Origin of the sequence: Sphingobium sp. CR2-8 (assembly GCF_035818615.1) — a bacterium.
Lineage (GTDB): Bacteria > Pseudomonadota > Alphaproteobacteria > Sphingomonadales > Sphingomonadaceae > Sphingobium.
Window position 1 is genome coordinate 779,167 of sequence record NZ_JAYKZY010000002.1, and the last position, 23,390, is coordinate 802,556.

Annotated in this window: 21 protein-coding genes and 1 pseudogene; 12 read left to right on the plus strand and 10 right to left on the minus strand. The window is 58.4% G+C overall.

Features of this window, described 5'->3' with window-relative positions:
- Positions 1-3 precede the first annotated feature (3 nt).
- Both U5A82_RS07690 and U5A82_RS07695 read right to left on the minus strand, forming a co-directional pair.
- A complete protein-coding gene (locus tag U5A82_RS07690; protein ID WP_326289900.1) occupies positions 4-285 on the minus strand; it encodes a hypothetical protein in 282 nt (93 codons plus the stop codon).
- A 270-nt stretch (positions 286-555) separates the two neighbouring features.
- Positions 556-1,050 carry a nucleoside deaminase gene (locus U5A82_RS07695; protein WP_326289902.1) on the minus strand — a complete coding sequence of 165 codons (495 nt, stop codon included), beginning with the start codon at positions 1,048-1,050 and terminating at the stop codon, positions 556-558.
- A gap of 652 nt (positions 1,051-1,702) precedes the next feature.
- Between U5A82_RS07695 and U5A82_RS07700 the strand changes: the two genes are divergently transcribed.
- From U5A82_RS07700 to U5A82_RS07715, 4 genes are all read left to right on the plus strand, one after another.
- Positions 1,703-2,515 carry a reverse transcriptase domain-containing protein gene (locus tag U5A82_RS07700; protein ID WP_326289904.1) on the plus strand — a complete coding sequence of 271 codons (813 nt, stop codon included), beginning with the start codon at positions 1,703-1,705 and terminating at the stop codon, positions 2,513-2,515.
- The gene (locus tag U5A82_RS07705; protein ID WP_473964818.1) at positions 2,413-3,024 is read left to right on the plus strand and encodes a group II intron maturase-specific domain-containing protein; all 612 of its coding nucleotides are present in this window, start codon (positions 2,413-2,415) and stop codon (positions 3,022-3,024) included. Before U5A82_RS07700 ends, U5A82_RS07705 begins: the two co-directional genes overlap by 103 nt.
- A gap of 430 nt (positions 3,025-3,454) precedes the next feature.
- Positions 3,455-5,101 carry an FAD/NAD(P)-binding protein gene (locus U5A82_RS07710; RefSeq protein ID WP_326289906.1) on the plus strand — a complete coding sequence of 549 codons (1,647 nt, stop codon included), beginning with the start codon at positions 3,455-3,457 and terminating at the stop codon, positions 5,099-5,101.
- The gene (locus U5A82_RS07715) at positions 5,098-5,598 is read left to right on the plus strand and encodes a DUF1543 domain-containing protein (RefSeq protein WP_326289908.1); all 501 of its coding nucleotides are present in this window, start codon (positions 5,098-5,100) and stop codon (positions 5,596-5,598) included. Before U5A82_RS07710 ends, U5A82_RS07715 begins: the two co-directional genes overlap by 4 nt.
- Before the next feature lie 59 nt (positions 5,599-5,657).
- On the opposite strand, the gene U5A82_RS07720 is transcribed toward U5A82_RS07715, so the two are convergent.
- Positions 5,658-5,837, minus strand: coding sequence for a hypothetical protein (locus U5A82_RS07720; protein ID WP_326287830.1), 180 nt, complete (start codon positions 5,835-5,837; stop codon positions 5,658-5,660).
- A 351-nt stretch (positions 5,838-6,188) separates the two neighbouring features.
- Here U5A82_RS07720 and U5A82_RS07725 point away from each other — a divergent pair.
- From U5A82_RS07725 to U5A82_RS07740, 4 genes and pseudogenes are all read left to right on the plus strand, one after another.
- A pseudogene (locus U5A82_RS07725) lies at positions 6,189-8,873 on the plus strand (PAS domain S-box protein).
- Positions 8,874-9,004: 131 nt separating this feature from the next.
- Positions 9,005-9,217, plus strand: coding sequence for a hypothetical protein (locus U5A82_RS07730; protein WP_326287831.1), 213 nt, complete (start codon positions 9,005-9,007; stop codon positions 9,215-9,217).
- Positions 9,218-9,269: 52 nt separating this feature from the next.
- A complete protein-coding gene (locus U5A82_RS07735) occupies positions 9,270-12,395 on the plus strand; it encodes a DEAD/DEAH box helicase (RefSeq protein WP_326289910.1) in 3,126 nt (1,041 codons plus the stop codon).
- A gap of 82 nt (positions 12,396-12,477) precedes the next feature.
- Positions 12,478-13,248: an SDR family oxidoreductase gene (locus tag U5A82_RS07740; RefSeq protein ID WP_326287835.1), complete on the plus strand. Its 771-nt coding sequence runs from the start codon at positions 12,478-12,480 to the stop codon at positions 13,246-13,248.
- A gap of 7 nt (positions 13,249-13,255) precedes the next feature.
- Here U5A82_RS07740 and U5A82_RS07745 read toward each other — a convergent pair whose 3' ends face one another.
- The 4 genes from U5A82_RS07745 to U5A82_RS07760 are packed head-to-tail and all read right to left on the minus strand — an operon-like array spanning position 13,256 to position 15,566.
- Positions 13,256-14,089 carry an inositol monophosphatase family protein gene (locus U5A82_RS07745; protein WP_326289912.1) on the minus strand — a complete coding sequence of 278 codons (834 nt, stop codon included), beginning with the start codon at positions 14,087-14,089 and terminating at the stop codon, positions 13,256-13,258.
- Positions 14,090-14,108: 19 nt separating this feature from the next.
- Positions 14,109-14,999, minus strand: a complete 891-nt coding sequence (locus U5A82_RS07750; protein WP_326289914.1) for a diacylglycerol/lipid kinase family protein — start codon at positions 14,997-14,999, stop codon at positions 14,109-14,111.
- Positions 15,000-15,045: 46 nt separating this feature from the next.
- Positions 15,046-15,336: a hypothetical protein gene (locus U5A82_RS07755; protein WP_326289916.1), complete on the minus strand. Its 291-nt coding sequence runs from the start codon at positions 15,334-15,336 to the stop codon at positions 15,046-15,048.
- Positions 15,337-15,350: 14 nt separating this feature from the next.
- Positions 15,351-15,566, minus strand: coding sequence for a hypothetical protein (locus U5A82_RS07760; RefSeq protein ID WP_326289918.1), 216 nt, complete (start codon positions 15,564-15,566; stop codon positions 15,351-15,353).
- 161 nt (positions 15,567-15,727) lie between these two features.
- Here U5A82_RS07760 and U5A82_RS07765 point away from each other — a divergent pair, with 161 nt between their 5' ends.
- From U5A82_RS07765 to U5A82_RS07780, 4 genes are all read left to right on the plus strand, one after another.
- Entirely contained in the window at positions 15,728-15,955 is a 228-nt protein-coding gene (locus U5A82_RS07765) for a DUF3072 domain-containing protein (protein ID WP_326289920.1), read from the plus strand.
- A 233-nt stretch (positions 15,956-16,188) separates the two neighbouring features.
- Complete coding sequence (locus U5A82_RS07770; RefSeq protein WP_326289922.1) at positions 16,189-16,764, plus strand: SRPBCC family protein; 576 nt, start codon at positions 16,189-16,191, stop codon at positions 16,762-16,764.
- Positions 16,764-17,954 carry a zinc-dependent alcohol dehydrogenase gene (locus U5A82_RS07775; RefSeq protein ID WP_326287845.1) on the plus strand — a complete coding sequence of 397 codons (1,191 nt, stop codon included), beginning with the start codon at positions 16,764-16,766 and terminating at the stop codon, positions 17,952-17,954. The genes U5A82_RS07770 and U5A82_RS07775 overlap by 1 nt, the downstream gene beginning before the upstream one ends.
- Positions 17,955-17,965: 11 nt before the next feature.
- Entirely contained in the window at positions 17,966-18,754 is a 789-nt protein-coding gene (locus U5A82_RS07780) for an SDR family NAD(P)-dependent oxidoreductase (protein ID WP_326287847.1), read from the plus strand.
- A gap of 692 nt (positions 18,755-19,446) precedes the next feature.
- Here the strand turns inward: U5A82_RS07780 and U5A82_RS07785 are convergent.
- The 3 genes from U5A82_RS07785 to U5A82_RS07795 all read right to left on the minus strand — a co-directional run bounded on the left by U5A82_RS07785 (position 19,447) and on the right by U5A82_RS07795 (position 23,349).
- Complete coding sequence (locus U5A82_RS07785) at positions 19,447-20,226, minus strand: hypothetical protein (RefSeq protein WP_326289923.1); 780 nt, start codon at positions 20,224-20,226, stop codon at positions 19,447-19,449.
- A gap of 515 nt (positions 20,227-20,741) precedes the next feature.
- Complete coding sequence (locus U5A82_RS07790; RefSeq protein WP_326289925.1) at positions 20,742-22,553, minus strand: glycoside hydrolase family 15 protein; 1,812 nt, start codon at positions 22,551-22,553, stop codon at positions 20,742-20,744.
- Positions 22,546-23,349, minus strand: a complete 804-nt coding sequence (locus U5A82_RS07795) for a glucose 1-dehydrogenase (RefSeq protein WP_326289927.1) — start codon at positions 23,347-23,349, stop codon at positions 22,546-22,548. The genes U5A82_RS07790 and U5A82_RS07795 overlap by 8 nt, the downstream gene beginning before the upstream one ends.
- Positions 23,350-23,390: the final 41 nt, after the last annotated feature.

A 23,390-nucleotide genomic window follows, 5' to 3' on the forward strand; every position in this document is an offset into this window, starting at 1 on the left:
GGATCAGCCATGCATGTTGACCCACCTAAACGCCAGAATGGCAGCAATGGGAAAAGCAAAGAAGAGATAGATGGGAAAACGGCTGGGTTCCTTTCGCGCGGGCGTTTCTGGTGATGGGGCATCCTGAGCCTTTGTTGTTGGATGACAACACACCATGTCGGCAGTGATGTCCCGCCGCATAATGATCGGGCGGGGTTTGGATAGTAATGCCCGACCTTTTAATGAATTTGAGCGCGGCCAGGGCCTGCCGAAATTATTGATCTGGACGTCCTTGATGGCAGTCACCGTGGCCCACTTGATCGGTACGGGCGGGCGGAATTGAGGAGCGTCTGCGCGATGCGAAACGCAATATCCTTGCGCATCGCAATTATGCCTTGGCGTTGCGGGTCACGACATACGCGCTCTTGCCGCGACAGCGTTTGTCTGAGGAAAAGGTGACCTTCCGGACTTGGGGCAGCGATTTTGGTCGCTGAATGGCGACAAATGGTCGTTTAAGATGTGCTCATCTGCCGCGGATTACGATTCCATATCATGATCCCCAGCTGCTCGTGCTGGCTATATGTTACCTTGCATCTCGATAGGCACGTTATCGTCCGGCTTGAAGTATAGAGCCGCGCATTGTTCCTTGAGGCATCCTCCTTCCAACGCCAAATCCTCGCGCCACGCATCCTTGATGAAATTCATCGTATCGAGATGACGATCCTCGAAATACATACGGTGCACATCGTCACGGCCCGCGCCGTAGACAATGCGCCCGACCTTTGCCCAGATGGATGCCATCGTGCACATCCCACACGGCTGTAGGGTGGAATAAAGAGTGGCCCCCCGCAGATCCATGTCGCCGTACGCTTTGCCGGCTTTCCTGAATGCCATCATCTCCGCGTGGGCAGTAGCGTCACACAGCTCCTCTGTTTGGTTGATTCCTCGTGCGAGTATCTTTCCATCCAACACGATGATGGCTGCGATCGGCGTATTCTCGGGAGATTTGCCTTTGCTCATGGCCAAGCTGATCGCCTGCTCCATCCACGCCTTGTCCGTTTCGTCAGTCATAATATTTGCGGTCCGTCATCTGCTGATCGACATTGACGATTTTGAATGGCGACCGTTCCATATGCAAACGGTTGGCCGCGACGGGCTTGGTCATTCACGAAAAACAAAGGTGACAGTTGGCTACTTGTCACGCGAATTTCAGCCGTAAACGTCTACGATGGGTGTGCGCCGTGCAAAGGCGGCACTTTCTAGTAGGTGAAAGGCCCACCCGGCGATGCTCCAGCCGGAAGCAACCGGGGCAGGCATGGAGGTGACGAGATGTCTGAAGCCCCCGGATGACGGTCACATAGGTGACCGTGCGAGCGTACAGGCCGTAACGTGAGTGAACGCTGAGCAATCCTCGAAAAGGACGATGTGCAGGCCGACCCGTTAACCCTTACGGGGAAGGTTGATATGGACGGGCAAGTTTGAGCGACGTTTGAGCCCGTCTGCTGCACCGGGGTAGTGGCGACAGCATGTACGCAAGGAAAGTGCACGCAACACGGGAAGCCCCATGGCGTGTCGAGGGATCGGCAACCGGACGCCCGCGAGGGATGGGACGGGCGCGGTGGGGTGGCGGAGAGGCCCGTAGTACCGAGGAATCCGAGTAATGCCGGTGGAGGGAAGGAGCCTCAGTTCAAGATGAACGCAACAAGTGGTAAGGGGCAGGAGATTGGGAAACCTATCAACTCCGAAAAGCGTCCAGAAACTGCAGAAGGCGTTGCACGCGAAAGCGAAGGCAGAAGTCGGTTATCGTTTCTACGCGCTATACGACAAGATCAGCCGCGATGACATTCTGGCCCATGCCTATGCCCAGTGCCGCTCCAACAAGGGCGCGCCGGGGGTAGATGGACAGGACTTTGCGGACATCAAGGACTATGGCGTCGAACGATGGCTGGCGGAATTGGCGCTGTCGCTCAGGAAGGAGACGTACCGGCCGGAACCGATCAGACGTGTCTACATACCAAAAGCCAACGGCAAACTCAGGCCGCTGGGCATATCCACCGTGCGGGATCGGGTCTGCATGACAGCAGCAATGCTGGTGCTGGAGCCGATCTTCGAGGCCGATCTTCCACCTGAAATCTACGCCTACCGCGCTGGGCGCAACGCCCAGCAGGCCGTGATCGATGTGGAGGAGCAGTTGTTTCGTGGCCGTCCGGATGTCGTGGACGCCGACCTTGCCGAATACTTCGGCTCCATTCCCCACCTTGATCTGATGAAATCGCTGGCCCGCCGGATCGTCGATCCGCGCGTGCTGCACCTCATCAGGCTTTGGCTGGACTGTGCTGTCGAGGAAACGGACGACAAGGGCCGGAAATACGAACGACGGAAGGCCGCGATCAACGGCGCGGCATCCCGCAAGGATCACCCATCTCACCGCTGCTGGCTAATATCTACATGCGCCGGTTCGTGCTGGGATGGCGGAAGCTCGGTCTTGGGCAACGCCTCGGCTCGCGGCTCGTCACCTATGCGGACGACCTCGTGATCCTGTGCGAGAAGGGCAACGCAGAAGCCGCGCTCGATCATATGCGCAGGATCATGGAAAAGCTGAAGCTGACGGTGAATGAGGACAAGACACGCATCTGCAAGGTGCCGGACGAGACGTTCGATTTTCTGGGATACACGTTCGGTCGGATGTACTCCGCGAAAACCGGCAAAGCCTATATGGGCCACCGGCCATCAAAGAAAAGCATTCAGCGTGTGATCGCAACGATCCACGAACTGACGGACCGAGCGCGTACATGGCAGGATACCACATATCTGGTGGCCAAGATGAACCGGGTGCTGCGCGGATGGGCCAACTACTTCTCGGTTGGCACTACGAGCAGAGCATATCGGGCTGTCGACAGCTACACAGCGGTGCGGTTGCGCCGGTGGCTGCGCGCCAAATACAAGACCAGGCGACGGCGAGAGGGAGCCTATCACGACCCCGAGCTATACGAGCGTTTCGGCCTCGTGCGTCTGGCTAACGTGGCCGCAGCCCGCCGTGGGTGAAGGCGTGATGTCTTGTCCGAGAGCCGGATGCGGGAGATCTGCACGTCCGGTTCGATGAGCAGGGAGTGGAAACGGACCGTCTGGCAAGCCCCACAGGCGCGCCGCACGACACCGCGCCACTTCCTGACTCTACCGGTTTTGCCAAGCGCCGAACGCTGCGTAGTGGCTAAGTCGGCGTTCATCGGTGCTGCTGCGCACTACAACTCTCGGCAAAAAAAGATGCTAACAAGCCTTGGAGTTTCAGCGTCGAAAAGGAAATCGCGCAAAGGCTCATTCTCCGTCGGCCTCAAGGTCTGGCGGTGTTCTCGACTTGCTGTGGCCAACGATATCGCAAGCGTGTGTAGGACAACTACATCACCGGCGGCGAGACAATTTTGATGTGCCATGCTTTGAGATGGCACCACTCTGGCATCTACGCATTCATAGCCGGATGACCGCATCTATTGCATTCGTCGGTGCCGGACCGACCACCCTTTATACGCTCAAAGCATTTGTCGAGCAGACAGCCTGCCCTGCGAGGATCACCATCTTCGAGCAACAGGCGCGCGCCGGTCTCGGTACGCCCTATCGGCCGGGGTGGAACGACCCGGCCATGCTCTCAAACATTGCGAGCGTCGAAATCCCGCCGCTGTGCGAGACGCTTCTTTCATGGCTCAACCGTCAAAGCCGCAAGCGGCTCATAAGTTTGGGAATCGATCCCAAGGATGTTGATGACCGCGCTTTCTACCCGCGCGTTGCACTGGGGCGGTACTTCCTCGACCAGTTCGACATGCTCGTCGACGAAGCGCGTGAGAAAGGGTTCATCGTCGATATTCGAACCGGCCGCCGCGTTTTGAACATGTCTGTCCAGAGCGACGGCGTTCAACTGGAGGTTGAAGGGGAGGACGAGGATATAGCTGACAATCGTTTCGACTTCGTCGTCATGGCGACTGGCCATCAGTGGCCAGAGGAACCCGAAGCGCGGCCTGGCTATTTTCTCAGCCCATGGCCAGCTTCGGCCCTTAAGCGCATCAACGCCGTCAATGTTGGCATTCGCGGGAGTTCTCTGACAGCGATCGACGCCGTCGTCGCTCTGGCCACCGCGCATGGCGCATTCATTGACGGTCCGAATGGCAGTGTTGAATATCGGATTGGGGCGGGTTCGGAAGGACTTCGACTGACGATGATGTCGCGCAAGGGACTGCTACCAGAAGCGGATTTCTACCATCCCATACCCTATGAGCCACTAGCCTTTTGTACGCATGAGGCGATCGGAACGTTGATCGAGGCTCAGCCCGAGGATCTTCTTGAGCAGGCCTATGCGCTTTTCAAGCAGGAACTGGCACACGCCGATCCTGCTTATGCCGATCATATTAGGCTGGCTGACCTAACCTTGGAAGATTTCGCGGAGCGTTTCTTCGCCGACCGCGCGGACGCGGATCCGTTTGAATGGGCCGCCACAAACTTGCGGGAGGCGCAGGCAAATTTCGACAAGGAAATCACGGTACCTTGGCGCTACGCGGTCCTGCGGATGCACGAGGTGCTGGCGCTGATCATTCCGCATCTTGACGAAGAAGCGCTGGAATCGTTCGGCAAGCATTTGAAGCCTGCCTTCGTCGATGAATATGCGAGCGTTCCCCATCTCTCCATTCAGCGGCTCCTCGCTCTGCATCACGCGGGTCATCTTGAAGTGCTCGCGCTTGGAAACGACTATCGCGTGGAGACACATGGGGCAGATCCCGGCGTCAACGTCGTCATTAAAGGAAAGCGGCGCCACTATAATGTGTTCATCGATGCGACGGGCCAACGCCCGCTCGAAGCCGAAGATTTCCCATTCCCGGCGCTTGTCGAACAAGGCATCGTTCTCGACGCGCAAGATGCAGACGCGGGTGCCACCAAAGGAATCTCGGTGGATGAGACATTCCACCCAGCATCTCCCGACCCGCGCGCACAACGGCTATTCTGTCTCAGCCTTCCTTTCATCCTGGGACGTCATCCCTTTGTACAGGGAATCACCAGTTCGCATGAGATGGGCGGTATCGTGGGCGAGGCGCTCGCTCGCATGATCGCTGCGCCTGTTCGGGCTGACGCGGCATGAAGCTGTTCGCAATTTACATTGGCGGCGAACATCCTGCCGCTCACATAGAAATTCATGATGTTCGGTTCATAGTGGCACCATCTTTGAAAGCGACGCATGATGCGCTTCGTCGCCAGTGGTGGGGCACGCCTGGCACGCTCCATATCGACTGCTGGGCCGAGATCGACCATGCGGACGGTTATGACGTCCAGCTGAAGCCGGAGCCATATAAGGGGCGTGAACAACTCTTTTTCGTGAATCTGGGTGGTTACGATCCGGCTGACTTCGCCGAACAGCATCGCAATATGTTCGTTGTTGCCGAGAATGTGACGCAAGCCAAGGCTCGCGCGATGGCAACGATACCTGAATGGAAGGAAGGCCATCGCGACGATCTCTACGAGGCTGAGAAAGCATTCGCTCTCAATGAGGTCATTGGCGAAAAGCTTCACATACACCTGGTCGCCGCCGAAACGGCGCGACCACCGAAGTTTGCCTGCCGTTACACCCCGCTAAAGTAAGAGGATACGAAAACGCCGCCCTTTTAAGGAGCGGCGTATCGTTCGGCAGAAATCAAAAATTACTTGGACCCTGTGCCTGGCTCAGAAGTCTTTGGCGCCTTGCCATCTTCTACGCGTCCTTCATTGCGCAGATCGCGCCCTTCCTGTGCCTTCTTCTGGCTTTCGGCGGACTTGCCGTGCTCGAACGCCTCTTCCTTGACGTAGCCGGCCGCTTCTTTCGCTTTTCCTTCGATGCTCATCAGGCTCTCCTATTTGACACTGCTTTGATAACGAGCCGAGTTGGTCAGTGTTCCCTCTATTGCTTGGAACCTCCCGCGCTTGAAGTTTCAGATTTAATTTTCGTACACGATCTGGAGAAAGATCGCCGCGTTGGGCAAGCCCGCCCTTACCGCCCTCTATTACAGCGCTACTGCCGTAGGGAACTGAGGGCGATTATAATCATTACGGCTTCAAATGTCACAAACGACTTGGCTGACGTTTTCCCTGGCGATTCCAAAATGAGCGCCATCATGCGAGCCCATGATTGGAACGTATCGAACTTAGGTCCCCCTGATCGATGGCCCGAGGAGCTCAAAGCGTCGCTACGGCTCATGCTCCTGTCTCGGTTTGAGATGTGGCTTGGCTGGGGAGATGATCTGACCTTCTTCTACAATGACGCCTATATTCCCACCCTAGGGTCCAAGCATCCAACAGCGCTGGGTCGGCCCATGTCACAGGTATGGAAGGAAGTCTTTGAGGACGTCCGGGATCGCATCGTCTCAGTCATGCAAGATGGGGTTGCGACCTGGGACGAACAGTTGCTTCTCCTCCTTGAGCGCAACGGCTATCCTGAAGAGACGTATCACACATTTTCATACCGTCCGCTGATTGGTAGTGGCGGCGCTGTCGAAGGCCTGATGTGCGTCGTTCGCGAGGAGACCGACAGGGTCATTAGCGAACGGCGCATCAAGCAATTGAATGATCTGGCCGCCGCGTTGCTCCGATCGCAAAGTCGATCGGATGTTATCGACTCCGTTCGCGCCGAGTTTGGTAAGGAAAGCCGAGACTTTCCGTTCGCCAACCTCCAATTGTTCGATTTACCAGACAGCCCCTATCCCGCCATGGGAAAAGCGACGCCTTGGCCAGTAACGGCCATTCAACCAGGCGAAAAGCAGGCTGTGGTCGCACTGGAACATGCCTCGCAGGATTTCCCGACCGGACCGTGGGAGATACCGCCACGTGATGCGTTGATGGTCGCGGTGGAACAGACTGGCGAAGCCCAAGCCATCGGCGCTCTCGTCCTGGGCTTAAACCCGTACCGCTTGCTCGATGCAGCAACCCGCGATTTCGCCAACCTGATCGCCGCGCAGATCGCAGGTGCGCTGGCCACCATTGATGCCATTTCGGCCCAACGACGCGACCGCGATCGACTGTGGTCGCTTAGTCAGGACCTGATGCTGGTTTGCAACTTTGATGGCGTCATTCGCTCGGTAAACCCGTCAGCGACCCGGCTCCTGGGGTGGCAAGAGGATGAGATGGTTGGACAGGTCCTTGCCGATTTCGTCCATCCCGACGATTTATCTGCCACCATCAGAGAAGTCGAAAAGCTGGCGCAGGGCGTGACGACCCTTTTGTTTGAGAACCGCTATCGCTGCCGGGACGGTAGCTATCGATTGCTCGACTGGAACGCGGTGCCGGACGCGGGCCGTATTCACGCTATGGCACGCGATATAACTCAGGAGCGCCAACTCGCCCGTGATCGCGAGCGGATTTGGGCGCTCTCTCCGATCGTCAAGGTGGTGGCGACGACCCAGGGCATTATCAAGGCCGTCAATCCATCCTGGACGAAGACGCTGGGGTGGGGTGAAGCTGATGCGGTCGGCCGCAACATTCTGGAGTTTGTAGCGCAGGAGCAAGGCGCCGCGCAGCAGCGGTTAGCGAAACTGTCTGAACCCAACGCTGCTGTAGTCGAGTCACAAAGCGTTTTTCGCGCAAAGGATGGCAGCCATCGTCGCTTCGCCTGGACCACCGTTCCAGAAGCCGGCATGGTCTATCTATTCGGCCGCGATATCACCGTAGAGACTGAAGCGGCCGAAGCCCTTATCGCGACAGAAGAAGCTTTGCGCCAAAGCCAGAAGATGGAGGCGGTAGGGCAGTTGACCGGTGGCATTGCCCATGATTTCAACAATCTTCTGGCAGGGGTTCTCGGCAATCTGGAATTGCTGGAACTGCGTATTTCCTAGGGTCGCCTGGAGGCGATCGGTCGCCATCTCGAAACCGCACAGGGCGCTGCAAAGCGGGCCGCCGCGTTAACGCAGCGACTGCTTGCCTTTTCGCGCCGACAGACGCTGGATCCAACAGCCGTCAATGCAAACCGTCTAATTTCTGGCCTGGAAGACCTCATACGCCGCACCGTAGGGTCTTCCATAGAGATTGAAGTGGTTGGATCGGGCGGATTGTGGATGACGTTGGTCGATCGCTACCAGCTTGAAAATGCCCTTTTGAACCTATGCATCAATGCGCGAGATGCGATGCCGGATGGCGGACGCCTGACGATTGAAACAGCCAATAAGTGGCTGGACGACCGTATGGCCCGCGAACGCGAGCTACCCCCTGGCTAATATGTGTCGCTATGCGTGAGTGACACTGGGACAGGTATGACGCCCGACGTGATCGCCCGCGCTTTTGATCCGTTCTTCACGACCAAGCCGCTCGGCGAAGGCACAGGCCTTGGTCTTTCGATGATCTATGGCTTCGTGCGACAGTCGGGCGGGCAGGTAAGGATTTATTCGGAGGTCGGCGAAGGAACGACCATGTGCCTCTACCTTCCAAGGCATCTGGGCCCGGCAACCGAGATCGAACAGGAGTTGCGGCCGACGCAGCTTGACGCTGGGGGGCATGGCGAAACCGTGCTGGTCATCGATGACGAGGCCTCCGTTCGCTCGCTCATCGTCGATGTTCTTACGGACGGTGGATATCACGTCATTGAAGCTGCAGATGGTCCCAGCGGTCTAAAGGTGCTTCAGTCTGATCTACGCATAGACCTTCTCATCACGGATGTGGGTTTGCCTGGGGGAATGAATGGCCGTCAGGTTGCAGATGCCGGCCGGGTGGGCCGTCCCAAGCTCAAGATCTTGTTCATCACCGGCTATGCGGAAAATGCCGTCATCGGCAATGGATTGCTGGAGCATGATATGCACGTGATCACAAAGCCCTTCGGTATCGAAGCCATCGCCAACAAGGTTCGTGGGATGATAGACGAAGGTGACAGATTAAGTCGAAAGAATGGCAGCTGATCAGCCGTCGGCCAATCTGGCCCTTGAAGCGACCGCCTGGCGCGTGCCTTCCGGCCTTTGATTTTGCCGCTGGCGGAACCGGCAACATCGTCGCGCAGTTAGCAGCCCACCTGTAGGAGAGGTGTGCTAGGATGGAAGAGAAAAGAAAAGGTCAGAATCCGGAGGTAGAGCAGCGCGCAGCCGCGAAGGGCGGGCTCTATGAGCAAGCTGCGCCAAAATCCGACGCTCCATTATCTGATAAGGAACGGGCCATGATCGAGGCTGCGCGTGAGCGCGCAGATCGCGATCGAGCCGCGTTGCGGGCGGCCGGGCATGGCGATCATCAGGGCGAAGAAGGATTTTGAGCCGGCTTGCTGTCGGGCCTGCTCCGGTCTATTTTCGCGCGGCGGTGGGGCAATGAGCGTGTCTCGGGGAATTGGCGAGACCGCACTCATGCTGCTTGATGCGCTGCGGGAAGGCGATTTGCTTTATCTGGCCGATGACGAGCAGGACGCCAAATCGGTGGCATGTGCTCTTATGTCCTTTGCACCTGATAATCATGTCGTCTTCTTGCCATTGAGCGACACCTTGCCGGGCGACAGCGCGCGTGCGTCCCCTTCCAACATCGGGAAACGTGTTGCTGCCTTGCGGCATCTGCGGCGGCTTGCAGAGGACCCCAAGCGCCGTCCTCTTGCAACCATCATAAGCGGCGAAGGGGCCGCGCGGCTTTATGCGGACCCTGCTGCCTTCGACGCCGCGCCCCCCAGCCTGCGGGTTGGCGAACCGATCGATCCGACCAACTTCGCCGCTGAAATGGAAAGGCTGGGTTATATCGCCGACGATCGCGTAGATGAACCCGGCGAAGTGGCGGTGCGCGGCGAGGTCATCGATATCTTTCCGGCCGATGCCGGGCTGCCGGCGCGGATCGATATCGCCGATGGGCGCGTCGTCGGTATCCGCCGCTATGATCCAATCACGCAGCGTACGCAGGAGCCGTGCGAGATGCTGGAGATTGGTCGCGCGGCCGAACCAGAGTCGGAGCGGAAAGTCACCATATTAGCCCACCTGCGGCCAGGGCGACTTTACGTCTCGGCAAAGGCCGAGCAGCGTCGCGCACGCTTCATTCGCCTGGCCACCGACGCCACCAGCAAAGCCGGTTCAGCGATTGATGCCGCATCCCAGTCACTATGGGCAAAGGATCTTGCAGCCTGGCGTTCAGGTGATCCGGCAGATTTCGCGGTATCGCCAATTCTACGCTTTGCGGAGCAGCGCTCACCCCTATCAGCACTGAAGCGCTTTGCGGCACCGCATTTACAGCAGGGTAAACGCCTGCTGCTTGTTGGCAGCGAGCGGGACGTCCGTTTTCTCCGGCCCAAGATCGCCAAGACATTCAAAGCCGCGCTCGAGGCCGTCAATTCGGTCGCGGCTGTCGATACGCTTGCGCCGGGCGCGATAGCTGCGCTGGTTGCGCCGATCGACCGGGGCGCTGTTGGCAGTGAGCTGATGATGATTGCTGCCGCCGATCTGCTGGGTAGCCGGGCGATCATAGGCTCAGCGCAAAACAGCGTGGCCGCCGGGCTTGCCCAGGCGGGCGGCGACATTCGTGCAGGCGATCTGATCGTGCATGAGGATCATGGGGTCGCGCGCGTGCTGGGCCTCGAGCCGGTTGCCGGTAATACCGACGCGGAACTGATCGCGCTTGAATATGCCAATGGTGCCCGGCGGCTCGTTCCGTGCCAGGAGGCGGGCCTTTTATGGCGTTATGGCGCTGATGGCGATGCGGTGCGGCTCGACAAGCTGGATGGATCGACCTGGGAAAAGCGGCGCGGGGCGATTGACGAGGCGGTGGCCCAAAGCGCGCGCGATCTTCTTCGATTGGCGCGGGAGAGGGCCGATGTCAAAGCCGCCGTCATAGAACCTGACAGCGCTGCTTATGAACAATTCGTGGCCAGCTTCCCTTTCAACGAAACGGCGGATCAGGCGCGGGCGATCCAGGCGGTAAGGGACGACCTGGCCAGCGGACGGCCGATGGATCGCCTGGTGATCGGCGATGTCGGCTATGGCAAGACGGAGGTCGCCCTGCGTGCCGCCGCGCTTGCCGCCCTTGCAGGCTATCAAGTCATTTTGGCCGCGCCCACGACGGTTCTCGTTCGGCAACATATCGAAACGTTCCAGCGACGCTTTGCCGATACGGGCGTGGTCGTCGCTGGCCTGTCGCGCCTGTCGAGTGCGGCGGAGAAGAAGGCGGCGAAGGCCGGGCTGGCGGACGGGTCCATCGGTATCTTCATCGGCACGGCTGCGGTGATGGCGAAGGATATACGCTATGCCCGATTGGGGCTTGTCATCATCGACGAAGAACAGCGCTTCGGCGCGGCCGATAAGGCACGGCTGCGGGGATGCGCCGACCTTCATCTGCTGGCGATGAGCGCGACGCCCATCCCCCGGACGTTGCACCGTGCGATGATCGGCCTGCAACAGATGTCGGTGATCGCGACGCCGCCCGCCCGTCGCCAGCCGATCCGGACGAGCCTTGCCAGCCCCGACGATATGATGATCAGGACGGCGCTTCTGCGTGAACGGTCGCGTGGGGGACAGAGCTTTGTCGTCGTGCCCCGTATCGAAGATCTCGCGCCCCTGGCCGAACGGCTGGCGCGGATCGTGCCGGACCTCGCGCTGATTGAAGCGCATGGCAAGATGCCGGTGGCCGCCATCGACGACGCCATGGTCCGCTTTGGCGGTGGCGAAGGCGATGTCCTGCTCGCGACCAACATCATCGAGGCGGGGTTGGACGTGCCGCGCGCCAACACGATGATTGTCTGGCGCGCCGACCGCTTCGGCCTTGCCCAGCTTCATCAGTTGCGCGGGCGGGTGGGCCGCGGCAATCGCCGGGGTCAGGTCATTTTGCTGACCGAAGCGGGAGAGATTGCCGAACGTACGATGAAGCGGCTGCGCACGCTGGCGACCTATGACCGGCTGGGTGCGGGCTTTGCAATCAGCGCAGCCGATCTCGATCAACGGGGCGCTGGCGATCCGCTGGCCGACACGCAGGCGGGGCATATGAAGCTGATCGGGGTCGACCTCTATCAGCATCTGTTCGAAGCAGCGTTGAAAGAGGCGCGGGGCGAAGATGCTGGACTGTGGACACCCGAACTCAACCTGGGCATCGCGGGCGGCTTGCCATCGGACTGGATTCCCGATCCCGACGTCCGCCTGGGTCTCTATGTCAGGCTTTCGCGGCTTGTCGATGAAGCTGCCCTCAGCGCTTTGGAGGAGGAAATGGCGGATAGATTTGGTCCGCTGCCCTCCGCTGCCGAACGTCTGATCGATGCCAACAGAATTGCTATTCTCGCGCGGGTGGCCGGAATTGCACGCGTCGATGCAGGCCCGGCCGCGATAGCGCTGACGCCGCGTAGAGCCGCGCGAGATATTGGCAAATGTGCTGAGCTTTCCAAAAAAGACGGCCGCTGGCTTTTGAAGGAGCAGACCGACGACACTGATCGGCTTGCAAGAGTGACCAGCCTGCTCGAAAGCATAGGCGCTTAGCGGAACTTATGTCCGGTGATTGCGTCGATCGGCATGAACTGAGGCGCGGGAATTTTCGGACGATTAAGAGGGGGGATTCCATATGAAGATAGCGGTGGTCACTGGCGGTGCTCAGGGCATCGGCAAAGGTATCACCCAGACATTATTGGCGCAGGGCTGGAGAGTAGCGGTGCTGGACCAGGATGCCGAAGCAGTGCGCGATCTTTCCAATGAGATGCCGACCGACAAGCTTATTGCGATCCGGGCAGACGTTGCCAGCGAGCGCGACGTCGAAAAGGCGTTCGATAAAATTACGGACTGGACCAACGCTACGGAAGAGGCGCAGGGTATCGATCTGCTCGTCTCCAATGCGGGCCTTGCCAATCCGGTCAGCGGTCCGATCGAAAAACTGGAGCTAAAGAAATGGCAGGCGTGGCAGGACAGCCATGTGACGGGTGCTTTTCTGATGGTGCGCGCTGCCGTCCCGCTCCTGCGCCAGCGTAAAGGCGTAATTGTGGTCATGGCGTCGACCCGCGCGGTCCAATCGGAACCCGATACGGAGGCCTATGCTGCGGCCAAAGGCGCGCTCTGCGCCTTGACCCATGCGCTGGCGATCAGTCTTGGCCCCGACATCCGCGTCAATGCTATCCTACCCGGCTGGATTGAAAGCCGCCCTTGGGCCAAAGCAGAGGTGCGCGAAGCGGTGGAGCATCGCGCGATCGACCGGGATCAGCATCCGGTCGGCCGCGTCGGCGAACCGTCCGACATCGCGGCGACCGTCCTGTTTCTGGCGTCCGAAGGTGCGGGGTTCATCACGGGGCAGCAGATCGCCGTCGATGGCGGCATGACCCGAAAGATGATCTACGCGCATTGACGGTTATCTATATCCGGCGGTTTTGGTCCTGCGCTTCAGCGCGCTGGATGTCGGTCATGCGAGCGGCATCCTCAGGCGTTCCAAGGATCAATGGACGCCGCCATTGCGCCATCTGCGCTAGTTGGTCGCCAAAGCTTGTGAATGGCACCCAATTTCCATCCTGCTCAACCTGAAACACCGAAGCGCCCGATGCGCGCGCCAGAGCTATTCCCCCCGCGACATCCCAGATGTTAGGCGCTGCGAACCTGGTGACTTGCAGAAGGCCTGCCGCCACGAACGCGCATTCGATCGCGGCCGATCCTGTCTTGCGCCCATCCCACGGACCCAAGCCGGACTGGCCATGCGGATCGCCCGCAAGCCGTTTGCGAACGGCGGGGTTGGCCATGTGCGATATCTGCGCGCCATCGAACCGCAATCCGCCAGCGCCGCCGCAATGATAGACGCCAGGCGTCAGCAAATGACTTGTGCTGCACCATAATGCGCCGACGACGGGAACGCCCCGATACAGGACGCCAACGGATGACGCGAATAATGGAAAACCGTTGATGAAATTGCTCGTCCCATCGATCGGATCGACCGCCCAGACGAAATCAGTGTCCAGTCCAGGATGGATGGCCATTTCCTCGCCTATGATGCCATGGCCAGGGAAATAATCTGCCAGATGGCTGCGGATCATCGCTTCGACCCGGCTGTCGACTTCGCTTACCGGATCACGCATCGAGGCAATGGCGTCGTCATCCCCCTTATATTCCACGGCCATAAGGCTGCCCAGCGTAGCCACGATTTCCCGGCCGCCGATCGTGGCCAGTTCCATCGCTACCGCTTCAATGCGGGTCAGCAAGTCCGGCGTTAGCATTGGCTCAGCAGGTGTCATCGTCATGTCCCGTCATACCGCGAGGCACCAATATCGTCTCCGGCTCGTCGTCCAACCGTATTTCGACCGTCCATGCGTCGTCGGGCATGTCGATGGGGCGATCGTCGATCCGGGGGCACAGCCCGCTGGCTTTAAGCGTTACGACGCAGCCGGTTTCCAATCGGGCCGGTGGCGGGCCGGAGAAATGTTCGGCCCATCCTATCATGGCGTCGCGATCGGCCTCGCCAACCAGCAGGATGTCGAGCAACTTATCCTGCGTGTCCGCCCTGGGCGCGAACGGGAGTCGTGGGCCGATCGCGCCTATGTTAAGAATTTCGCCAAGCAACCATGGTCCCTCGACGCGGCGTCCATCGATATCGACGACGCATGCTATCGGCGTGGCCGTTCGCAGGGTCTCCCGAAAAGCCGCGCGGCCGTTTTCGCGCTTTTCCTCCGGGGTGTTGGGCGATTCATCCACAAGTTCGATGGATTGATTGAGCGCGCCAAGACCTACCGCTTCCAGAAAGCCTTTCCGCCCGAACGGCCCGGCGACGCTGCCTACGGTCAGCCTCATTTCGCGCGCATTGTCGAGACCACCAATGACGTCTTCGACCGATTGACGAATGCCCAGCGCCCTTGCGACATTATTGGACCCGCCCATCGGCAGGATCGCAATGGGTACAGACCGGTCGGGCATCTCGATGGCGACCGAAGCTACGGTTCCATCACCGCCAGCGGCAATCGCCATTTCCATGCCGCTCATTCCGGATCGAATATCGTCCCGGCCATGTTCACAATAGCGGATGGCGAAGCCGGCCTCTTCCAGTTGACCGATGAGCGACCGGATCGGCTCGGGCTTTGTTCCCGCATTGGGGCTATGGATCAGGAGCGCCTTCACACGAAATATCTGCCATTCAGCCTATATCGTGTTGCCAACATACCGATCATGGTTGCGCCCCAAATTCTTCCAACGCAGCCGTGACGACTTCGACCTTCGCATCATCCTGCAAATCGATCGAAACTGTGATACCGCCAGCAAGAGGTACATCGTTCCTTTCTTCCTGATCGACCGTCTCGCTATCTGCGCCTCCAATCCGATTTCCCGCGCTGTTGTCCGGTCCGGATGCAGTCACGAAAATATCGGTTCGCTCGATGCCGATTTCCTGGACCAGCCGTTCTACGGCCATGTCCGCCTGGTCCCGGCTATCGAATGTGCCTGTCAATGTGGTGCTCATGGTGATCCTTTTCATCAAGGCTTGGAATTGGCCCGATCAGCCTCTGGATAATCTTCCGGTTTCACGGTGCCGACAGAGGGGCGGTCCTCGACATTCTCCTGCGACTTGCCGCCGCGTGTGCGGGGATCGGGATCATCGCCATTGGCTCGGACATCGCCGACAGGCCCGCGTCGGGGCAATCCGTCCGATCGACCCTTTTCGGGGTCGAGCCCATTTTCGTTTCCAGGCATGTCTTGATCCTTCCGTAATGCAGTGGCCGGAAGCGATGCCCGGCCTTGGGATGAAGCGCTGATCTGGAGATCGGTTGCATTCTGGTTCCCACCTTTATTGCAGGAACCACATGCCGCATGGACCGTTGTCTAGAGAACATATAGTGAACGACGAGGCTGTCATGACTGAACATCTGCACAATCCCAAACTTGATGAGCACCCGGCTTCGAACGCTGAGAAGGATCCAGCCAATTGGGTATCGGGCAATGAACCCATCACCGGCGCGCAGGCGTCCTATCTGGCGACATTATGCGAAGAAGCAGGTATGGAACTGCCCGCCGGCGACCTGACTAAAGCTGACGCATCGCGGCGGATTGATGAATTAAAAGCGAAGCTTGGGCGAGAGTGAAAGCTTGAAAATCGAGTCATCAGTGATGGTTCGTGATGGAGCTTCCACGGAAGGGCGCAAAGCCTGCTATAGCATCATGTGCATTCCAGCTAAACTGATGTTGATCAGGTAGATTTTCCAATAGGCTATTGGGCCCATCCTTCATTTGAGCGTTGTCTACTCATACCCGGAGGCAGCCTCCAAACGATCTGACTGCTCCGTGCGGACATCATAAGAATGGCTGGAGAATGCCCATGACGATGGCGACAGACGATGCCCCACCGGCGACATCGAAGTTGAATGAAGAACGCGCGAGCGGGATCGCGGCAGTGTTCCAATCCAGGGGCGACGACCTGATCGAGCGCTCGGTCACGATCAACCGCCCTCGCGACGAACTCTTTGCCTATTGGCGCGATTTTTCCAATCTGCCTTCTTTTATGGACAATGTCGAACGGATCGACATCCTGTCCAATACGACCTCGCATTGGGTGGTAAAGGCTCCGGCGGGACACACCGTAGAATGGGACGCGACCATCACGGAGGAGAAGACTGGCGAGTTGATCGCCTGGACTTCCGCAGAAGACGCCGATGTCCCCAACAGCGGGCGCATCGAATTTCGCGATGCAGGCGTGCGTGGCACCATTGTCACGGCAACCATCGTCTATGATCCGCCCGCAGGTGTGGTGGGCAAGGTGATCGCCAAGCTGTTCCAGCGCGAACCCGCGATACAGGCGCGACGCGATCTGCGCCGTTTCAAACAATTTATGGAGACGGGGGAGGTCGCAACCGCAGCCTTTACCCGAAAGCAACGCGACGAGGAGAAAGCCTGATGCGCGCGCTCACATGGCACGGTAAGCATGACGTCCGCGTCGATACCGTCGATGACCCCGAAATCCTCAACCCGCGCGATGCGATCATCAAGATCACGTCGACGGCGATCTGTGGGTCCGACCTGCATCTCTATGACGGCTATATTCCAACCATGCAGGCAGGCGACATACTTGGCCATGAATTCATGGGAGAGGTGGTCGAAACCGGTCCCAAATCCACCCTGCAGAAGGGACAGCGGGTTGTGGTTCCTTTCACCATCGCCTGCGGCAGCTGCTATCATTGCGGCAAGCATCAATATTCCGCCTGCGACAATGGCAACCCAGCCGACAATCAGGATATTGGTCAGGAAATGTATGGCCAGCCGATGTCGGGCCTGTTCGGATACAGTCATTTGACCGGCGGCTATGCTGGTGGACAGGCTGAATATGTGCGCGTGCCTTTCAGCGACGTGGGGCCGATCGTCGTGCCGGACGGGTTGGACGATGACGAGGTGCTGTTCCTGTCGGACATCCTGCCGACCGGGTGGCAGGCGGCGGAGAATGCGGACATCGAACCGGGCGACACGGTCGCGGTGTGGGGTTGCGGGCCGGTGGGGCTGTTCGCCGTCCAGTCCGCTTTCCTGATGGGCGCGCACCGCGTCATCGCGATCGACCATTTCCCGCATCGGCTGGAACTGGCGAAAAAATTCGGCGCCGAGACGATCAATTTCGAGGAGTCGAAAACTTACGAAGCATTGATGGAAATGACCGGCGGTATCGGGCCTGATGCAGTGATCGATGCGGTGGGCCTGGAAGCCCATGGGTTCTTTGTCGACAACGTCATCGATCAGATCAAGGCGTCGCTATTTTTGGGCACCGATCGCACCCATTCGATCCGGCAGGCAATCCATGCCTGTCGCAAGGGCGGGCGCGTGTCGATGCCAGCCGTCTACGGCGGCTTCGTAGATAAGTTTCCCTTGGGCGCGTTCATGGAAAAGGGTCTGACCCTCAAGACCGGTCAGACGAGCGTCCAGCATTATATGCCCGCCCTGCTCAATGCAATTCTTGAGGGGAAGATCGATACGACCTTCCTAATTTCCCATCGCATGGGGCTGGAAGATGCGCCCAAGGGCTACAAGATGTTTCATGACAATCAAAATGACGTAACCAAGATCGTGCTGAAGCCCGGTCTCGCCGTCGCCGCGCAATAGGACAGACAGATATGGCCAATAAATTCGCGATCGTCACCGGGGCCTCCACCGGCATCGGCTTTGAACTTGCCTCCATTGCCGCGAAAAATGGGTATGACCTGCTAGTCGTGGCCGACGAACCGCTGATCGACGCCGCGGCGCAGGATTTCAAGCAGCATGGCGTAGAAGTTATTGCGGTCGAGGCCGATCTTTCGACACTGCAAGGCGTGGACACGCTCCTCGCTGCGGCCGATGGGCGGCAGATCGATTTGTTATGCGCCAACGCTGGGCGCGGCCTGGGCCACGCTTTTCTCGATCAGGATGTGAGCGACTGGCGGCGCGTGGTGGACACAAACATCACCGGCACGCTGTATTTGCTGCAAAAGGTCCTAAAGGCGATGGTGGCGTGTGACGACGGCAAGGTGCTGATCACCGGATCGATCGCAGGCTTCATTCCGGGCAGCTTCCAGGCCGTCTATAATGGTAGCAAGGCGTTCGTGGACAGCTTTGCCGACGCAATCCGTAACGAGATTAAGGACAGCAAGGGCGTCACCGTCACGACCCTGATGCCGGGGCCGGTCGAGACGGAATTTTTCGATCGCGCCGACATGCTCGACACCAGTGTAGGATCATCCGACAGCAAGAGCGATCCAGCCGACGTCGCGCGTGACGGCTGGGATGCGCTGATGAAGGGAGAGGCGCATATAGTGTCCGGGTGGAAGAACAAGGTGCAGGCGGCCGTCGCGCATGTCACCCCGGCCTCGGTGCTGGCGGAACAGCATCGTAAGATGGCGGAACCGGGATCGGCAGACGAAGGCTGAAATGCCCTACACAAATTTATCAGTTTCGCTCGGTAAGCGACTGAAATGAGATGCTGCGCTTCTTATTCTTCCCAAGAAAAACGATCTATTAGATCATCGAATTCGCCAAGATGAGTGAGCGAAATTGAGGAGAGGTTGGTCACTACACGCCTGCTCCGATACTACTTTATAAGATGGCTGTTGGTACAGCTTAAATCGACGCCACCTGTAAACGTCGAATGGCGGCGCCGGGCCTGACACAGCCTTCGCACCGCCGCATTGAAACAAGGTATTTCGGTGGATTGCCGTCAGAAACCAGACGGTCCGCAGCAGGATACATAAATCCGCTCCCGAATATCGTATTATGGTCGAAATCGGAGGGCGACAGGTATGTTTCAAGATTAAGCGGATGCGCCGAGGGCTATCCACTCCAAATGTCCCATAACAATCCTCCCTGCAATCAAACTACCAGCTTTTAACTGTGGAAGCTGCTCCATTTGAGCAAAAATGGTGGATTGGAACGCGCAATTAGACTATTGGCAATAGCGAAGTCAGCTGAGCAGCATACCAGCCACGACCTAGGGGCCGTCAGTCAGCTTGCGGCCATCCTCAGACAGTCGATCGGTCCGCACTTGGGCAGAGGAAATCGGCGCTTGAATAGCCCAAGGGTCACCCTAATCCGATGAGGTTCGTCTATATTGTCGTTGAAGTAATTACGAAGGTGTTGGGAACGACGGTCGCTGGTAGATGAGTGCGGGCACCAGAGCGCCAGGTGTCCCTTCTACTACATGGTCATAGATTTTGGCCGCTATGGCGCTGCGACACACCGTTTCGGTGGCTATTTGCAATGATATAAGCGATCCCAAGCCCAACCACCAAGCTGGATGCACGTGGCCATACCGCAGTTTGTCACGCACGATGCCCGCGATCGGAAATACAATCATTCCGATGAAAACTGCCGTCAGCATTGAGTACATGAACAGGGGTGCGGGCAGAAGGCGTCCGAACGAGGGACCCATGATCGCTGCCATGCCACATATGATCAGACGTGGATGCCATTCACGATCACGTCGCTTAGCAACACCACCGATCAACAGCGCTGCGAAAAGGATAATGCTCAGCGGGTTCATCAAAAGAAACTGTGCGGGCAGAAAAAAGAAAGGCACTGCTGCCTTTTGAGCGCTCCATACGGTTGTCAGGGTGCCGACGATCACCATGGCCAAGGCCCAGCCCACAGCCAGCCAGCCTAATTTGCGGTGAAGGGGAAGCGATCCAGTTGCTGCAAGCGACACCTGAGACACGAACAGCAGGACCCATCCCATGAACAAGATCGCATGGACATGTACAGAAATCGGCGCGTGGAACGATGATACGCCTATCGCTGCGAAGAACGAGAAGGCGCCAATGTTGATGAGCGCCATGATGATCGCAGTGATCGCAAAGAAGCGACCCTCCGCCGCAAAGACCGGCCGCCTCTCAATCACCGAAGCCATCTTACCCCACCCCTACAGCGTTGCCCTTGCCGATGGTGCATTATACGATAGCCGTTGCTTGTTTGAAAGCATATCGACAGGCCAAATCGCCAAAGGGCTGATCGCCCACTGTTTGTGGCGTTAGGACGGATTGAGAAGCGCAGTCGTCATCATGAGCGCGCCATCAAATATGTCGACCAGCGATAAATCCGGACCGTCAGCTAGTGGGCACCCGAAAACTACAGCTACATGGCAACAATGGGTCGACATCGGTGGACGGGAAGTGGGGACAAAGCCGTCGTTCCCGTCGAGGCCGGCGAATGTTTACTCCGACAGAAGCCGACATTCTCGCGTGAGTCACGGCAGGTCATTGGACGAGTAGGGCTGGCCGACAGACGACTGTTCTGACGCTGTTCTGACTGGCGTGCGCGAGCAGGTCGAACGTTGCGCCACGCGGATCCTCGAGCCGACTCCCGGGCTAAGGGAAGTCATTACGCTGCTCAGCGCATTGCGAGATTTAATCCTCTCAGGCGCTTTCATGGCTGCCAAAGGGATTTGTGCGAGGGATCCAGCTGTCGATCAATGAAGAATGCGGCGCTGATAAAGGCAAGATGTGTCAACGCTTGTGGGAAATTGCCAAGGGCTTCTCCCCGTAGATCAAGCTCTTCGGAAAAGAGGCCAAGTTCGTTAGCGTAACTCATGGCCTGCGTCAGGCTCAGCTGGGCTTCGTCGAGACGACCGGCGCGCGCCAGACATTCGGCATACCAGAAGATGCAGGTGGTAAATGCGCCTTCACCGCCTTCCAGGCCGTCGGCGTTGCGATAGCGATAGATCATGCCGTCATCCCGCAGTTGGTCGCTGATCGCGTCCAGCGTCTTGAGCCAAACGGGGTCGGTAGCAGACACGAAGCGCACCAGCGGCATCATCAGCAGCGCCGCGTCCAGTTCGGTTCCGCCCCGTGACTGAACGAAATATCCATGATTGGGATGGCGGAAGTTTGTCCAGATGTCCGAGGCTATCCTGTCGCGGCACTCCATCCATTGTGTTGTCGGTCCGGGCAAGGATCGCTTGGCAGCAAGGCGGATGGCGCGGTCTAACGCGACCCAGCACATGAGGCGCGAATGGAGGAAATGTCGCGGCGAATCCCGAATTTCCCAAATGCCGGCGTCGGCTTCCTCCCAATGGCGCATAACGTGATCGACGATATTGCAGACATGGGTCCAACCGTCATGGCTTATGGCGGAACTATATTTGTTGAAGAGATAAATGCTGTCGATCAGCTCGCCGAAGATATCGAGCTGGGTCTGGGCATGAGCCGCATTCCCGATCCGCACAGGACGGCTTCCTGCATAACCGTCCAGATGAGGCAACTCCTTCTCTTCCATCGCCTCGCTGCCATCGATCGCGTACATGATCCGCATGGTTCCGCCGTCATCAGCCTTGGAGATGCGCTTGCTCATCCATCCATAGAAAGCCTTGGCCTCCTCGAAAAAGCCGAGGCGCATCAGTGCATAATTGGTGAAGGATGCGTCACGTATCCAGACAGCGCGATAGTCCCAGTTTCGCCCGGCGCCCGTTGCTTCGGGCAGCGAGAAGGTGGCGGCTGCCGCAATCGATCCATGCCGTGAAGATGTCAGCAACTTCAGGGCAAGTGCGGATCGATACACCTCATCTCGCCATCGCCCTTTATAGGTGGACTGACCGATCCATCGTCGCCAAGCCCCGACTGCAGCAGCGATTTCCTGGTCGATCATCCTGGCATCGGGCCGAGCCTTCGGCTGTTCTCCTAACATGAACCAGGCGCTCTCCCCCTGCGCGAGCGCGAACTCTGCAAGCACCGACCCATCGTCCTTCTTCAGCGTTGCGGAGGAGCAGAGGGTGAGCGCAAGCCCGCCGCCTTCGAATGACATGGCTTCGCCTTGGGTTGTCACGGCTGGAACGACACGGGCATAATTGAACCTTGGACGGCACAGCGCAGTAAAGTGAATTGATCCGCGAGTGGCTGTCACTTTGCGGATCAGGCATTGCTCGGTGTTGTCGGGGTAAGGGCGCGATCCCGGGAAGGGCATCATATCGAGAATTTCGGCGCTGCCGTCTTCAGCCATGAAGCGCGTGATCAATATATTGGTATCGGGGACGTACAACTGGCTGGTGCGCGGATCGGTGAGTTCAGGCGTGATGACAAACACGCCGCCTTCGCCTGCGTGGAGAAGGTCAGCGAAGATGGTTGGACTATCGAGCGATGGCCAGCAGAGATAGTCGATCGTGCCGTCTCGCGCGACGAGTGCCGCAGTTTCCAGATCACCGATAATGCCATGGTGACCGATCGGCCGGGCAGGCTTAGCCATTGTCCCGGAACTCCGGATATAGTGACATCCCGCCGTCAACGAAGAGTGTCGTGCCCGTTACATAATCGGCCTCGTCGGACGCCAGCCACAAAGCAGCTCGTGCGACGTCTTCCGGCTCGCCAATACGCCCGTAAGGGATCAGGCGCAGGAGTTTGGCCAGCGCCTCTTCGCTATCCCATGCGGCTTGGTTAATTGGCGTGCGGATTGCTCCGGGCGCGATGGCGTTGACGCGAATGCGATCGACTGCAACCTCTTGTGCGATCGATCGGACCAGCATGTGAACTCCGCCTTTGCTGGCCGCGTAATTGACATGCCCTGCCCAAGGAATGACCTCGTGCACGGAACTCATCGCAATAATGGACCCGGCGGATCGCGCGGGACGGGTGGCGGCAGGCTGCTTGCGAAAGCGGCGTATTGCCTCGCGGATGCTAAGGAACTGGCCGGTTAGGTTCACGTCGATGACAGCCTGCCAGTCTTCAAGCGACATCTCACCGATAGCGGCATCCTTTTGCATTCCCGAGTTCGAGATAAGAACATCAACCCGACCAAATGAACAGATTGCTTCGTCGAAAAGATGGAGGACGTCGGCTTCCTTCGATACGTCGGCCTTAACCGCTATGGCGCGGCCACCCTTTGCACAGACCTCAGCCGCGGCCTCCTGCGCTTCCTCGCCATGAGAATGGAAATTAAATATTGTCGCGGCGCCCGCATGTGCCATGGCTTGGGCTACTGTCAATCCGATGCCCGAGCTGGCTCCGGTTACAACGACCACGTGATCCCGAAGAGATATTTCCATGCATGAACCGCCATAAATTTGCCTGTCTGCCTTAAGAACGG